Here is a 14,087-nt window from a genome sequence, read left to right as displayed (position 1 = left end):
ACGCTCGAAGGAGGCATCACGTGGTCGACGCGGATCAGACTTTCGTCATCGTCGGAGGCGGCCTGGCGGGCGCGAAGGCGGCCGAGACGCTGAGAGCGGAGGGCTTCACCGGCCGCGTGATACTGATCTGCGACGAGCACGACCGCCCCTACGAGCGTCCGCCGCTGTCCAAGGGGTACCTCCTCGGCCCGGCGGAGCGCGACAGCGTCTTCGTGCACGAGCCCGGCTGGTACGCGCGGCACGACGTCGAACTGCACCTGGGGCAGACCGTCGCCGCCGTGGACCGCGCCGCGAAGACCGTCCGCTTCGGCGAGGACGGCACCACCGTCCGCTACGACAAGCTGCTGCTCGCCACCGGCGCCGAGCCCCGCCGGCTCGACGTCCCGGGCACCGACCTGGCGGGCGTCCACCACCTGCGCCGCCTCGCCCACTCCGAGCGCCTCAAGGGCGTCCTCACCGCCCTCGGCCGGGACAACGGCCACCTGGTGATCGCCGGCGCGGGCTGGATCGGCCTGGAGGTCGCGGCGGCGGCCCGGAGTTACGGCGCGGAGGTCACCGTCGTCCACCGGGGGCAGGCCCCGCTGCACTCGGTCCTCGGCCCCGAACTGGGGCAGCTCTTCGCCGAGCTGCACAGCGAGCACGGCGTGCGCTTCCACTTCGGCGCCACGCTCACCGAGATCACCGGCCAGGACGGCATGGTCCTCGCCGCCCGCACCGACGACGGCGAGGAGCACCCGGCGCACGCCGTGCTCGCCGCGATCGGCGCGGCCCCGCGGACCTCCCTCGCGGAGGCGGCGGGCCTGGTGATCGCCGACGCGGCGTCCGGCGGGGGCGTCCTCGTCGACGAACGGCTGTGCACGTCCGACCCGGACATCTACGCGGCCGGCGACGTCGCGTCCTTCCCGCACGGCCTGTCCGGCACCCGGCTGCGGGTGGAGCACTGGGCCAACGCGCTCAACGGCGGCCCGGCGGCGGCCCGCGCCATGCTCGGCCGCGACGAGGTCTACGACCGTGTCCCGTACTTCTTCACCGACCAGTACGACCTCGGCATGGAGTACTCCGGCTGGGCGCCGCCCGGGTCCTACGACCAGGTGGTCGTCCGGGGCGACGCGGGCAAGCGGGAGTTCATCGCGTTCTGGGTGCGCGAGGGACGCGTGCTGGCCGGGATGAACGTGAACGTGTGGGAGGTCACGGACACGGTCCAGCGGCTGATCCGGTCCCGGGAGGCGGTGGACACGGAGGCGCTGGCGGATCCGCACGTGCCGCTGGAGAGCCTGCTCGCCTAGGGGGTCACGATCCGCCCGGCGGGTTCGCCGACGGTCCCGTTACAGCGCAAGTCTTCTGCGGAGAGAGGGAGTTGAGGCCGGAAGGCCTGAATGCGCCGGGACGGTACGGCCGATGAGCGGAGCATGCGTTCGCGGGGCCGGCAGGACACCGCCGCCGCCCAGGCGCTGGAACGGCGGCGGGAGGCCGGAATCCACCCGCACGGGTCCTCCCGCGACCATGACGAGCCCGCGCCGGTGCGGCGTTCGTCCGTGCCGGACGTGCCGGACGTGCCGCGGACCGCCGGACGGCCGCCGGACGGGTGGTCCGCGTGCTCCAGGGCCGGCCCGGGGAGTGACTCGGGGCGTGAAAAGCCCCGGTCCGGTGGTGTTTCCGGAAGGGGCCGGTATGCGGAAGGGCGCTTCCGGACGACTTACCCCGACGGCGCGCGTGTCTACACCGAGGTAAACGTCCTGATTGTTCAGAATGTCGTCAACTGCCCCAGTTGAAACTGTGACGTTTCGTACCGAGGAGCATGACATGCAGGTTCGCAGGTGGCTCCCAGACCAGCCCACTCGTATCGGCCGGCACGACTGGCCGGACGAGGGCGACGACGGCACGTACATGCGACTGCGGGCCGGCTCCATCGTGGTACTGGACCGTCAGGCATGGCGGATCCTGGAGATCAACGGCTACCCGGGCGACCGGTGGCCGGACTGCTACGAGAAGGCCTGGCGCGACCACGTGGAACTGTGGTGGCACGCCAACGGACTGCTGCGGGCCAACAACCGGGCGGCCAAACCGGCCCCCGAGCGGTCCGAGTTCTACAAGCGCCCGGTGGTCCTCGTGCTGCGCGACGAGAACCTGCCCCGCTCCACGCCGAAGCACTGGTGCGCTCCCGCCAGCCACGACTGGCAGGTCCTCCCGGAGCACTACGCGGTCTGCCGCGCCTGTGGTGAACTGCCGCCCTGCCACCACGGGGAGTACCGCTGGGAGGGCGGTCCCCGCCGGCCGGAACAGAACGCCGGCATCCCCCTCATGGTCCCGGAGGGCTGCTGCATGGGGTGCGCCGAGCCGATCAGGCCGCGGATGCGCACCGTGCGCTTCCCCGGGCCGAACCTCTGGTACCCGAACCTGGGGGAGGACACGGCGGTCTTCCACGCCCGCGCCGCCTGCGCCGACCAGGTCGACTGCTACCGCGCGGAGTGGCAGACCGAGTACGACGCGCGCCCCGCCACGCGCTCCACCAGCCTGGCGTTCCCGGGTTTCGAGCACATCGTGCTGCCCCGGACGCGCAGCGCGCCGGACCGCGATCGCGCCCCGCACGTCGAGCGGCTCCCCCAGGACTCCCGCCCGTCCCCGTCCGCCCCCGCCCCCGCCGCCCCTCCTGTCCCGGCGGCGCCGTCGCGGCCGGGACAGGAGGGCTGCTTCTCCGTGACCGGTGTCTCCGGCGTCTTCCGCACCCCGCTCAGGGAGTACCGGCGGGAGTCCGAGGGGTCCCCCGGAGAAGGCCCGAGGGAAAGGGAGGACGGCACGGCGCCGGCCGGCCCCCCGGCTCCGGCCGCCCCCGGACCCGCGCCCCGGCCGGCCCCCGGCCCCTCCGGCGGACCCGTGGCGTCCGGCGCCGCCGGGGCGGACCCGGCCGTGCCGTCCCGGACCGCCCCGCAGACTCCGCTCCCGCCCGCCACGGCCGAGGCGTCCGCGCCCGTTCCTGCCCCTCCCCCCGCCGAGGCCGTCGATCCGGCCCTCCGGGCGGCGGAGGAACTGCACCAGTCCCTGGCCGGGAACCCGGCCTTCCACAACGCGGAGCAGGCAGCCCGGGTGATCGAGGAACTCACCGCCGCGGTCCGGAACATCGCCCTCTGCCTGAACGCCCCGGCCGCCCGCGCCCGCCCCTGACCGACCCGCGACGACGACGGCTGCGCGAGCGGGGCATCCGGCACCGCACCGCCCGCGAGGGCGTCGAGCCTCCGCCCGGTGAGGGCGTGCCGCGCATGTCACAGCGCCGGTCCCCTTCCGGGGCGCTCCACGCCCCGGGGATGTCATGGCGCACCCGTAGAATCTACGCGTGGCAGGACGGATCAATGACGAGGACGTGAAGGCGGTACGGGACGCGGTCCCGATCGACGCCGTGGTGTCCGAGTACCTCCAGCTGCGCAACGCGGGCGGCGGGAACCTGAAGGGCCTCTGCCCGTTCCACGACGAGAAGTCGCCGTCCTTCCAGGTCAGCCCGAGCAAGGGACTCTTCCACTGCTTCGGCTGCCAGGAGGGCGGCGACACCCTCACCTTCGTGATGAAGATCGACCACCTCTCCTTCTCGGAGGCGGTCGAGCGCCTGGCCGGTCAGGCCGGCATCACCCTGCGCTACGAGGAGGGCGGGTACAACCCGGCCCACCAGCGCGGGGAACGCATCCGGCTGGTCGAGGCGCACAAGCTGGCCGCCGAGTGGTACGCGGAGCAGCTCGCGACCAGCCCCGAGGCGGAGACCGGCCGTCTCTTCCTCGCCGAGCGCGGCTTCGACCAGGCCGCCGCCGTGCACTTCGGCGTCGGCTACAGCCCCCAGGGCTGGGACCACCTCACCCGCTTCCTGCGCGGCAAGGGCTTCAGCGACAAGGAGCTGGTGCTCTCCGGGCTCGCCCAGGAGGGCCGCCGAGGTCCCATCGACCGCTTCCGCGGCCGGCTGATGTGGCCCATCCGCGACATCGGCGGTGACGTCGTCGGCTTCGGCGCCCGCAAGCTCCACGACGCGGACAACGGCCCCAAGTACCTGAACACGCCCGAGACGGCGATCTACAAGAAGTCCCAGGTCCTCTACGGCATCGACCTGGCGAAGAAGGACATCGCGAAGTCCTCCCGCGCGGTCGTCGTCGAGGGCTACACCGACGTCATGGCCTGCCACCTCGCGGGCGTGACGACGGCCATCGCCACCTGCGGCACCGCCTTCGGCGGCGACCACATCAAGATCCTGCGCCGCCTGCTGATGGACAACGGCTCGGCGCGCGTCATCTTCACCTTCGACGGCGACGCGGCCGGGCAGAAGGCCGCCCTGCGCGCCTTCGAGGACGACCAGAAGTTCGCCGCCGAGACGTACATCGCCATCGCGCCCGACGGCATGGACCCCTGCGACCTGCGGCTCGCCAAGGGCGACGAGGCGGTCGCCGACCTGGTCGAGCCGCGCACCCCGCTGTTCGAGTTCGCGCTCCGCCAGATCGTCGGCCGCTACGACCTGGACACCCCGGCCGGCCGCGCCGCCGCCCTGGACGAGGCCGCCCCGGTCGTCGCCCGGATCAAGAACAGCGGTGCCCAGCACGAGGTCGCCGTCCAGCTCGCCGGGATGCTCGGCATCCTCGACACGCAGTTCGTCGTGAAGCGGGTCGCCCAGCTCGCCCGCTGGGCCCGCGACCGCGGCGGCAAGGGCCCGGCCCCGGAGCGCGGCCGTCCCGCCGGCGGCCCCCCGCAGCAGTACGCCGCCGCGCCGGCCGCCCCGCGCGGCCCCGCCCTGAACCTCCGCAACCCGGTCTTCGCCACCGAGCGCGAACTGCTCAAGCTCGCCCTCCAGCGCCCGGAGCTGGTCTCGCCCGCCTTCGACGCGTACGGCGTCGACGAGTTCACCGCCCCGCCCTACGCGGCCGTGCGCCAGGCGATCCTCGATGCGGGCGGCGCCGAGCACGGCGTCCAGGACCCGCAGGAGTATCTGATCCGGGTCCGCGACGCGGCCCCCGACGACACGGTCCGCGCCATGGTCACGGAGCTGGCGGTCGAGGCGATCATGCTGCACCGGGGCGTCAAGGACGTCGACGAGACCTACGCGGGCGCCCAGCTCGTCACCGTCCGCCGCCGCGCCGTCGAACGCCGCATCCGCGACATCACCAGCCGCCTCACCCGCCTCGCCAACCACGGCGATCCGAGCGAACTCGCCGCCGTGCAGAACGAGTTGTGGGTCCTCCAGCAGTACGACCAGGCCCTGCGCGAACACGGCGCGGCGGCCCTGTAGTCCCCGCGTTCCTCCGCGAACGCGCCCGCGTGTCAGGGCCGTCGGCCTCCGGGATGACCGGGGGGTGACGGCGTGGACGCAAAAAGTCACCGCACGCCCCTCGTGGGGACGATGTGCCGTACGCCACACTGGAGGCGGTGCCTGAGTCCTCGGAGCGCGGCCGGCCCGTCGGTGACGGGTCGCACACCCCCGCGGTTCCGTCCCCGGTACGGGACGGACAGCGGCGAGGCCGTCGACTCCGCCCCTGACGTACCGCTGCCCCACCCCCAGGCAGCGATCATCCTGGAGGTCGCCCCCGTGCAGACCCAGACCCTCGCCCAGCCCCTCGCCCAGACCGGCACCGACGTAGCCGGCGCCGCGCCGGACGCGGATCTGCTGGTCGCGATGCCCGCGCAGAGCCGCGCCGGGCTCCGCCCCGAGACCGGGCCGGAGCCGCTCGCGCCGGTGGAGCCCCGGTCCGCGGAGGACCCCGCCGAGACCGGGCCGCCGGACGTCGTGGAGCCGGCCGAGCCGGTCGGTCCGCAGGTGCGGCCCGAGACCGGGGCCCCCTCCTCCGACCTGTTCCGCCAGTACCTGCGGGAGATCGGCCGCATCCCGCTGCTCACCGCCGCCGAGGAGGTGGAACTCGCCCGCCGGGTCGAGGCCGGCCTGTTCGCCGAGGAGAAGCTGCGCCTCACCCCCGACCTGGACAGCCGGCTCGCGCACGACCTGGACCGGCTCGTCGTCTCGGGCCGCATGGCCAAGCGCCGCCTGATCGAGGCGAACCTGCGGCTGGTCGTCTCCGTGGCCAAGCGGTACGTGGGCCGCGGGCTGACCATGCTCGACCTGGTCCAGGAGGGCAACCTCGGCCTGATCCGGGCCGTGGAGAAGTTCGACTACGCGCGCGGCTTCAAGTTCTCCACGTACGCGACCTGGTGGATCCGGCAGGCCATGTCCCGGGCGCTCGCCGACCAGGCCCGCACCATCCGCGTGCCGGTGCACGTCGTGGAGCTGATCAACCGCGTGGTGCGCGTGCAGCGGCGGATGCTCCAGGAGCGCGGCCACGAGCCGACGCCGCAGGAGGTCGCCGCCCACCTGGACCTGCCGCCCGAGCGGGTGGGCGAGGTGCTGCGGCTGGCCCAGGAGCCGGTGTCGCTGCACGCGCCCGTGGGCGAGGAGGACGACGTCGCGCTCGGCGACCTCATCGAGGACGGGGACGCCGCCAGCCCCGTGGAGTCGGCGGCGTTCCTGCTGCTGCGGCAGCACCTGGAGGCGGTGCTGTCCACGCTGGGGGAGCGCGAGCGCGAGGTGGTGCAGCTGCGCTACGGACTGGTCGACGGGCGGCCCCGCACGCTGGAGGAGATCGGCCGCCTCTTCGGCGTGACGCGGGAACGCATACGCCAGATCGAGTCCAAGACGCTCAGCAAGCTCCGGGACCACGCCTACGCGGACCAGCTGCGCGGGTACCTCGACTGATCGCCCGGGTGCCGGAGGGACCGGCTCACGGTCCCTCCGGCACCCGGGCGTCAGTCGACCTCGGCGACCGCCTGCGCGAACTGTGCCTGGTACAGCCGGGCGTACGCGCCGTCCGCCGCCAGCAGCTTGTCGTGCGCGCCCTGTTCGACGATCGCGCCGTTCTCCATCACCAGGATGGTGTCCGCGTCGCGGATCGTCGACAGCCGGTGGGCGATGACGAAGGACGTCCGCCCGTGCGCCAGCTCGGCCATCGCCTTCTGGATCAGCACCTCGGTACGGGTGTCCACGGAACTCGTCGCCTCGTCCAGGACCAGGATCACCGGGTCGGACAGGAACGCCCGCGCGATCGTGACGAGCTGCTTCTCGCCCGCGCTGACCCCGCTGCCCTCGTCGTCGATGACGGTGTCGTACCCGTCGGGCAGGGTGCGGACGAACCGGTCGGCGTGCGCCGCCCGGGCCGCCTCCTCGATCTCCTCCCGGGTGACCTCACGGGACGCGCCGTACGCGATGTTCTCCGCGATGGTGCCGCCGAACAGCCACGTGTCCTGCAGCACCATGCCGATCCCGGAGCGCAGCTCGTCCCGCGTCATCCGCGCGATGTCCACGCCGTCCAGGGTGATCCGCCCGCCGGACACCTCGTAGAACCGCATCAACAGGTTGACCAGCGTGGTCTTGCCGGCGCCGGTCGGTCCGACGATGGCCACCGTGCGGCCCGGCTCGACCGTCAGCGACAGGTCCTCGATCAGCGGCTTCTCCGGGTCGTAGCGGAACGACACGTGCTCCAGCGCCACCCGTCCGCGCAGTCGCTCCGGCCGCTCGGCGGGCGACGGGTCGGCCTGCTGCTCCTCGGCGTCGAGCACCTCGAAGACCCGCTCGGCGGAGGCGACGCCCGACTGCACCAGGTTCGCCATCGACGCGACCTGCGTCAGCGGCATCGAGAACTGCCGCGAGTACTGGATGAACGCCTGCACGTCCCCGATGGACAGCGCCCCGGAGGCGACCCGCAGGCCGCCGACGACCGCGACCAGCACGTAGTTGAGGTTCGACACGAACATCATCAGCGGCTGCATGATCCCGCTGGTGAACTGCGCCCTGAACCCGGCCTCGTAGAGCGCCTCGTTCTCCTCGGCGAACGTGCCGGCCGACTCCTCCTGCCGTCCGAACACCTTCACCAGGGCGTGCCCGGTGTACATCTCCTCGACGTGCGCGTTGAGCGTGCCGGTGGAGCGCCACTGCTGCACGAAGTGCGGCTGCGACCGCTTGCCGACCCGGGTGGCGACGACGAACGACAGCGGCACCGTCACCAGGGCGACCAGCGCCAGGATCCAGGAGACGTAGAACATCATCGCGAGCACGCCGAGGATGGTGAGCAGCGAGTTGATCAGCTGGCCCATCGACTGCTGGAGCGTCTGCCCGATGTTGTCGATGTCGTTCGTCGCCCGGCTCAGCACCTCCCCGCGCTGCCGCTGGTCGAAGTACGACAGCGGCAGCCGCGACAGCTTCGTCTGCACGTCCTCGCGCATCCGGAACATGGTGCGGTTCACGGCCCGGTTCACCAGCCGGGTCGCCACCGCCATCAGCAGCCCGGCCGCACCGAACACCGCCAGCGCGAGCAGCAGGACGTTCCCCACCGCGGTGAAGTCGATGCCCTGACCCGGTGTGAAGTCCGTGGAACGGAGCATGTCGGCGACGTCGCCGTCGCCGCGCTCCCGCATCGACTCCAGCACCTGCTCCTTGGTGGCGCTCTCCGGCATGTCGCGGCCGACGATGCCCGCGAACACCAGGTCGGTGGCCCGGCCCAGGATCTTCGGCCCGACCACGCTGAGCGCCACGCTCACCACGACACAGGCCAGCAGCCCGTACAGGGTGAGGCGTTCCGGTCCGAAGCGGGCGAGCAGCCGCTTGCCGGACCCCGTGAAGTCGATCGACCGCCGGCCGGGGTCGGTCCCGGCCGCCGTCCGGCCCCCTGGCCCCGCCATCAGGCCGCCTCCGCTTCCGTCAGCTGGGAGAGCACGATCTCCCGGTAGGTCTCGTTGTCCGCCATCAGTTCGTGGTGCCGCCCGGTGCCGACGACCCGGCCCTCCTCCAGCACCACGATCCGGTCGGCGTCGCGGATGGTCGCCACCCGCTGGGCGACGATCACCACCGTCGCCTCGGCCGTCTCCCGCGCGAGCGCCGCGCGCAGGGCCGCGTCGGTGGCGTAGTCGAGCGCGGAGAAGGAGTCGTCGAAGAGGTAGATCTCCGGGCGCCGTACCAGCGTCCGGGCGATCGCCAGACGCTGGCGCTGGCCGCCGGAGACGTTCGTCCCGCCCTGCGCGACCGGCGCGTCGAGCCCGCCCTCCAGCCGCTCCACGAAGTCCCTGCCCTGCGCCACCTCCAGCGCGTGCCACAGCTCCTCGTCCGTGGCGTCCGGGTTGCCGTAGCGCAGATTGGTCGCCACCGTGCCCGCGAACAGGTACGGCTTCTGCGGCACCAGTCCGACGGTACGGGCGAGCAGCGCCGGGTCGATGTCCGTCACCGGCACCCCGCCGACCAGCACCTCGCCGCCGGTCGCGTCGAACAGCCGCGGCACCAGCCCCAGCAGCGTGGACTTGCCGCTGCCGGTGGAGCCGATCACGGCGGTGACCTCGCCGGGCCGTGCCACCAGGTCGACCGCCCGCAGCACCGGCTCCTCGGCGCCCGGGTAGCAAAAGCCCGCGCCCCGGATCTCCAGATGCCCGTGCCGGCGCAGCTCGGTGACGGGCGCGGAGGGCGGCACCACGCTCGAGGAGGTGTCCAGCACCTCCTGGATGCGCTCGGCGCACACCTCGGCGCGCGGCACCATCATGAGCATGAAGGTGGCCATCATCACGGACATGACGATCTGCATCAGGTAGGCGAGGAACGCCGTCAGGTCGCCGATCTGCATCCCGCCGCTGTCGATGCGGTGCGCGCCGAACCACACCACCGCGATCGACGACAGGTTCACCACCGTCATGACCACCGGGAACATCAGCGCGAGCAGATTGCCGGTGCGCAGCGACACGTCGGTCAGCTCGGTGTTGGCCCCGTGGAACCGCCGCTGCTCGTGGGCGTCCCGCACGAACGCGCGGATGACCCGGTTGCCGGTGATCTGCTCGCGCAGCACCCGGTTCACCGTGTCCAGCCGCTCCTGCACGGTGCGGAACAGCGGCCGCAGCCGGCGCACGAGCAGCGTCACGCAGACGCCCAGCACCGGCACCACCGCGACCAGCACCCCGGACAGCGGCACGTCGAGTCCGAGCGCCAGCACCACGCCGCCCACGCACATGATCGGCGCCGACACCATCAGGGTGAACGTCATCAGGGCGAGCATCTGGATCTGCTGGACGTCGTTCGTCGTCCGGGTGATCAGCGACGGCGCGCCGAAGTGCCCCACCTCGCGGGCGGAGAAGGACTGCACCCGGTCGAAGACCGCGGCGCGCACGTCCCGACCCAGGGCCGCCGCGGTCCGGGCCCCGTAGTACACGGCGCCGACGTTGCAGACGACCTGCGCCAGCGAGATGCCGGTCATCAGGCCGCCGTGGCCCAGGATGTAACCCGTGTCACCTCGGACGACGCCGTTGTCGATGATGTCCGCGTTCAGCGTGGGCAGGTAGAGCGTGGCGCAGGTCTGCAGCAACTGCAGGGCCACCAGGAGAGCGAGGGGTCTGGTGTAGGGGCGTAAACGGTCACGCAGAAGTCGTATGAGCACGCTGCTTCTCTCGGAGTGGACGGCGGGGCCGTGCGGTTGCCCGTGGCCCCTATCGTCGGACACTCCACCGGCGTTGCCTCAACCCATTTACGGTCCCCGGCGCGCCGCCCCTCCGCGCGGCCGCCTAGAGCGAGAACGCCCCCGGGTGGGTCTGCTCGCGCACCGCCACGTACTGCTGGCGCACGGCCTGACCCACCGCCAGCTCCTCGCCCGGGTCCAGCACCTGCGCCACCGGACCCGGCCAGACCGGCGGGGTCCGCGGGTCGAGGGCGCCCTGCGACACCCCGAGCGCCCAGGCCGCCTGCCGGGCCGCGCCCGTCGCCGCGTAGTCCGCGGGCTGCACCACGACGACCTGCGCGCCGAACAGCGCGGGCGCCGCCGCCTGCACGGCGGGCAGTTCGGCGGCGGGGCCGAGCAGGAACACCCGCCGCACCTCCACCCCCCGGCCGCGCAGCACGTCCAGCGCGTCCGCGAGGCCGCACAGCATCCCCTCGAACGCCGCCCGCGCCAGGTGCTCCGGCTTCATCGACTCCCGCCGCAGCCCGGCCAGGGTCCCGGCGGTGTGCGGCAGGTTCGGGGTGCGCTCGCCCTCCAGGTACGGCAGCAGCACCAGCCCGTGCGCACCCGGCGTCGACTTCATCGCCAGGTCGGACAGGCTCTCCAGGTCCGGCAGCCCGAGCAGTTCCGCGGTGCCGCGCAGCGCCCGCACCGCGTTCAGCGTGGTGACGACGGGCAGGTGCATGCCGGTGGCGTCGGCCAGCGAGGTGATCATGCCGGTGCGGTCGACGAGCGCCTCGGGGTGCACGGCCATCACCGAGCCGGACGCGCCCAGCGACACCACCGCGTCGCCGAGCCCGATGCCGAGGCCGAACGCCGCCGCCATCGTGTCCGCCGTGCCGGCGGAGATCATCAGCCCCTCGGGGGTGGTGCCGGCCGCGTCCGCCGGGCCGATCACCTCGGGCAGCATCGCCTGGTGCCCGAGCGCCAGCTCCACCAGGTCGGGCCGGTAACCGCCGGTGGCCGCCGCCCAGTAGCCGGTGCCGGAGGCGCCGCCCCGGTCGGTGGTCCGGCGCACCGGCCGGCCCAGCAGCTGCCACACCAGCCAGTCGTGCGCCTGCAGCAGCACGGCCGTCCGGGCGGCGTTCTCCGGTTCGGTACGGGCCATCCAGCGCAGCTTGGTCACCGGCTGCGCGGCGCCCGGCACGCAGCCCACGGCCTGCGCCCACGCCTCCCGCCCGCCGAACGCGTCGACCAGGTCGGCCGCCGCGACCTGGGCGCGCTTGTCGCCCCCGGTCATCGCCGGGCGGACCGTGCCGCCCTGCGCGTCCAGCGGGACCAGCGCGCCCGCCTGTGCCGACACGCCGATGGCCTGCACGCCTTCCAGCAGCCCGCCGCCCGCGGCCTCGCCGAGCGACAGCAGCCAGGCCTGCGGGTCGACGTCCGGGGAGCGGCCACCGTCGGGACCCTGCACCGGGTGCGGGGCGTACCCCTGCCTGAGCACGGCCCCGGTGTCCGTGTCGCAGACGACGATGCGAGTGAAATCGGGCGCACTGTCCAGCCCGGCGACTATCCCCATACGGCGATTTTGCCGCATGGGGAGGGGTGAGGTGTGCGTCAGGTGTTGCTCGTGCCCCAGTCGTCCTCGGCCGGGCCGTGGGCGGAGCGCTCGCGCAGGGCGTGGACGCGCTGGGCGACGGAGTCGGGCATGCGGTCGCCGACCTTGTCGCTCACCACGTGGTAGGCCTTGTCGGCGAACTCACGGCTCTGCTGGGCCGCGGTCTCGGCGGTGTTGCGGACCGCGGGGTTCTGCGCCAGCCGCAGCGCGGACCTCTTCATCTGCTCGTAGCGCTCGTGCCCGGCTTTCGTGCCCAGCACGTAACCAAGGGCTGCTCCGGCGACGAACGTGAGCCGGTAACGCATTGGCGGCCACCCTTCCCGTTGTTCCAGTCTGCATGGGTATCCGGCGCGGCGACGGGCCGGGGAGTACCGATTGGCGGAGCACCCCCCTGCTTGCGCTAATGTATGTGTCGCAGCGAGCGCGCGCCCCCTGGCGGATACCCAGGCAGGTGCGTTCGATGCAGAACGAGGCATTCCTCCGTAGCTCAATTGGCAGAGCAGCCGGCTGTTAACCGGCAGGTTACTGGTTCGAGTCCAGTCGGGGGAGCTCGGTCCTCCGTAGCTCAATTGGCAGAGCAGCCGGCTGTTAACCGGCAGGTTACTGGTTCGAGTCCAGTCGGGGGAGCATGCTGAACGAGGACCCCGTAGGGGTCCTTTTTCATGTCCGGGGGAACCGCGCGCGGCGCGGCGCGGTCTTCATGGTCAACAGGGCCGTACGCAGCCGACCATCCGAAGCAGGAGATCGTATGAGCGGCTATGCTGCGGCAGACGGCGCGCACACATGTACGCGACACGCCGCCATGGGGCGGTAGCTCAGCCGGTTAGAGCAACGGACTCATAATCCGTCGGCCGTGGGTTCGAGTCCCACCCGCCCCACCCCTCACGGTCCCCCCGGGACCGGCCGCCCCCGAGCCGGGGTCATCCGGCTCCGGGGGCCCCCTCCACGGCGTTGTCGTCGGACTGCGTCGGCGCGTCCGACGGGTCGCGTTCCCCTTCCGCCTGCGAGGGCGTGGTGTGCACCACGTCGGGGGTGGTCCATTCGCTGTCGTCCCGGTCGCCCTCGGCCTGGGACGGAGTGTGCTCGCTCATCGTGCCGCCTTCCTGTCGCGGGTCCCGTCCGTCCGGCGACACGGGTACCCCGCGTGCGGCGATGTCACCGTGCCGCGCGGCGGGCGAGGGCGCGGGCCAGCGCCGTGCGCACCTCCGGGGGCGGGGGAGTGCCCTCCGCCTCCGCGCAGGCCGTCAGCGACTCGGCGACGACGCGCAGCTTGGTGTTGGACAGCTGGGACGCCTCCCGCAGGATGTGCCAGGCCTCGTCCGAGGTGCAGCCGTGCGTCGCCATCAGGATGCCGCGCGCCTGGTCGATGACCGGGCGGGAGGCGATGGCCTGCCGCAGCTGCTCGATCTCCTCCTGGAGCAGGTGCAGCCGTTCCTGGCGTTCCAGCGCCACCGCCGACCCCGCGGGCGACGGGCGCGGGGCGGGGGAGCGCAGCGGGTCCGTGGTGTCCAGCCCGGCCAGCTCCAGGATGCGGCGCGGCTGGCCGCTCCAGCGGGCCGTGGTGACCGGCATGGCACGCCGGCGGGCGTGGTCGCGCAGCACCTCCAGGAACTCCAGCCCCGCGGTGTCCATGAAGTGCACGCCGCTCATGTCCAGGTCGACCCGCGCCGTGCCGGCGGGCAGCTGGGCCAGCTTCTCGGCCAGTGTCCGGTCGCAGCCGCGGACCAGTTCCCCGCGCGGGGTGAGCAGCGCCCGGTCCGCGTCCATGCGACCGCTGATGACCAAGGTGTCCTGCCTCCCCGGGGGGAACGATGCCGCGGAAGTCATGTCACCGCCCTGTCGGTGCTCGTGGGTGGCCCGGTCGTCCCGGCGGCCCCGGCCGCCGCCGGCGCCCGCACGAGAGGCTGCGCACGGTACTGCTGCGCTGCGGATGCGCCTGCCCACCCTGGACCGCGGTACACACACCGTGCTCCGTGATGACCGGGAATGCGCGAGGGCCTGCCCGCACGGACGCGGACAGGCCGGGGGAGGGGAAGGGACGGGGCGCG

General features: G+C 73.0%; 9 protein-coding genes, 3 tRNA genes and 1 pseudogene. 7 read left to right on the top strand and 6 right to left on the bottom strand.

Annotated elements, in window-relative coordinates:
* Positions 1-20: 20 nt before the first annotated feature.
* From ACWH4W_RS00065 to ACWH4W_RS00050, 4 genes and pseudogenes are all read left to right on the top strand, one after another.
* Entirely contained in the window at positions 21-1,286 is a 1,266-nt protein-coding gene (locus tag ACWH4W_RS00065; RefSeq protein ID WP_473073803.1) for an NAD(P)/FAD-dependent oxidoreductase, read from the top strand.
* A 517-nt stretch (positions 1,287-1,803) separates the two neighbouring features.
* Positions 1,804-3,162, top strand: a complete 1,359-nt coding sequence (locus tag ACWH4W_RS00060; protein ID WP_473073802.1) for a hypothetical protein — start codon at positions 1,804-1,806, stop codon at positions 3,160-3,162.
* A 169-nt stretch (positions 3,163-3,331) separates the two neighbouring features.
* A complete protein-coding gene (dnaG, locus tag ACWH4W_RS00055) occupies positions 3,332-5,257 on the top strand; it encodes a DNA primase (RefSeq protein ID WP_473073801.1) in 1,926 nt (641 codons plus the stop codon).
* A gap of 137 nt (positions 5,258-5,394) precedes the next feature.
* Positions 5,395-6,712 (top strand): annotated as a pseudogene (locus ACWH4W_RS00050) (RNA polymerase sigma factor).
* Positions 6,713-6,762: 50 nt separating this feature from the next.
* On the opposite strand, the gene ACWH4W_RS00045 reads toward ACWH4W_RS00050, so the two are convergent.
* From ACWH4W_RS00045 to ACWH4W_RS00030, 4 genes are all read right to left on the bottom strand, one after another.
* The gene (locus ACWH4W_RS00045) at positions 6,763-8,691 is read right to left on the bottom strand and encodes an ABC transporter ATP-binding protein (RefSeq protein ID WP_473073800.1); all 1,929 of its coding nucleotides are present in this window, start codon (positions 8,689-8,691) and stop codon (positions 6,763-6,765) included.
* On the bottom strand, positions 8,691-10,424 hold the full coding sequence (locus ACWH4W_RS00040; protein ID WP_473073799.1) for an ABC transporter ATP-binding protein: 1,734 nt from the start codon (positions 10,422-10,424) through the stop codon (positions 8,691-8,693). Before ACWH4W_RS00040 ends, ACWH4W_RS00045 begins: the two co-directional genes overlap by 1 nt.
* Before the next feature lie 124 nt (positions 10,425-10,548).
* On the bottom strand, positions 10,549-12,000 hold the full coding sequence (locus ACWH4W_RS00035; protein WP_473073798.1) for a xylulokinase: 1,452 nt from the start codon (positions 11,998-12,000) through the stop codon (positions 10,549-10,551).
* A gap of 38 nt (positions 12,001-12,038) precedes the next feature.
* Complete coding sequence (locus ACWH4W_RS00030; RefSeq protein WP_473073797.1) at positions 12,039-12,344, bottom strand: YtxH domain-containing protein; 306 nt, start codon at positions 12,342-12,344, stop codon at positions 12,039-12,041.
* 171 nt (positions 12,345-12,515) lie between these two features.
* On the opposite strand from ACWH4W_RS00030, the gene ACWH4W_RS00025 reads away from it, so the two are divergent.
* From ACWH4W_RS00025 to ACWH4W_RS00015, 3 genes are all read left to right on the top strand, one after another.
* A tRNA-Asn gene (locus ACWH4W_RS00025) sits at positions 12,516-12,588 on the top strand.
* Positions 12,589-12,593: 5 nt separating this feature from the next.
* Positions 12,594-12,666, top strand: a tRNA-Asn gene (locus tag ACWH4W_RS00020).
* A gap of 177 nt (positions 12,667-12,843) precedes the next feature.
* Positions 12,844-12,917, top strand: a tRNA-Ile gene (locus tag ACWH4W_RS00015).
* Between the two features lie 42 nt (positions 12,918-12,959).
* Here the strand turns inward: ACWH4W_RS00015 and ACWH4W_RS00010 are convergent.
* Both ACWH4W_RS00010 and ACWH4W_RS00005 read right to left on the bottom strand, forming a co-directional pair.
* Entirely contained in the window at positions 12,960-13,130 is a 171-nt protein-coding gene (locus ACWH4W_RS00010) for a hypothetical protein (protein ID WP_473073796.1), read from the bottom strand.
* A 64-nt stretch (positions 13,131-13,194) separates the two neighbouring features.
* Positions 13,195-13,866 carry an ANTAR domain-containing response regulator gene (locus tag ACWH4W_RS00005; protein ID WP_473073795.1) on the bottom strand — a complete coding sequence of 224 codons (672 nt, stop codon included), beginning with the start codon at positions 13,864-13,866 and terminating at the stop codon, positions 13,195-13,197.
* Positions 13,867-14,087: the final 221 nt, after the last annotated feature.

The sequence above is a fragment of the Streptomyces sp. DSM 120436 genome (assembly GCF_055778765.1).
Note: the sequence above shows the minus strand (reverse complement) of the source record. Positions and strands in the feature narration are given on the sequence as shown.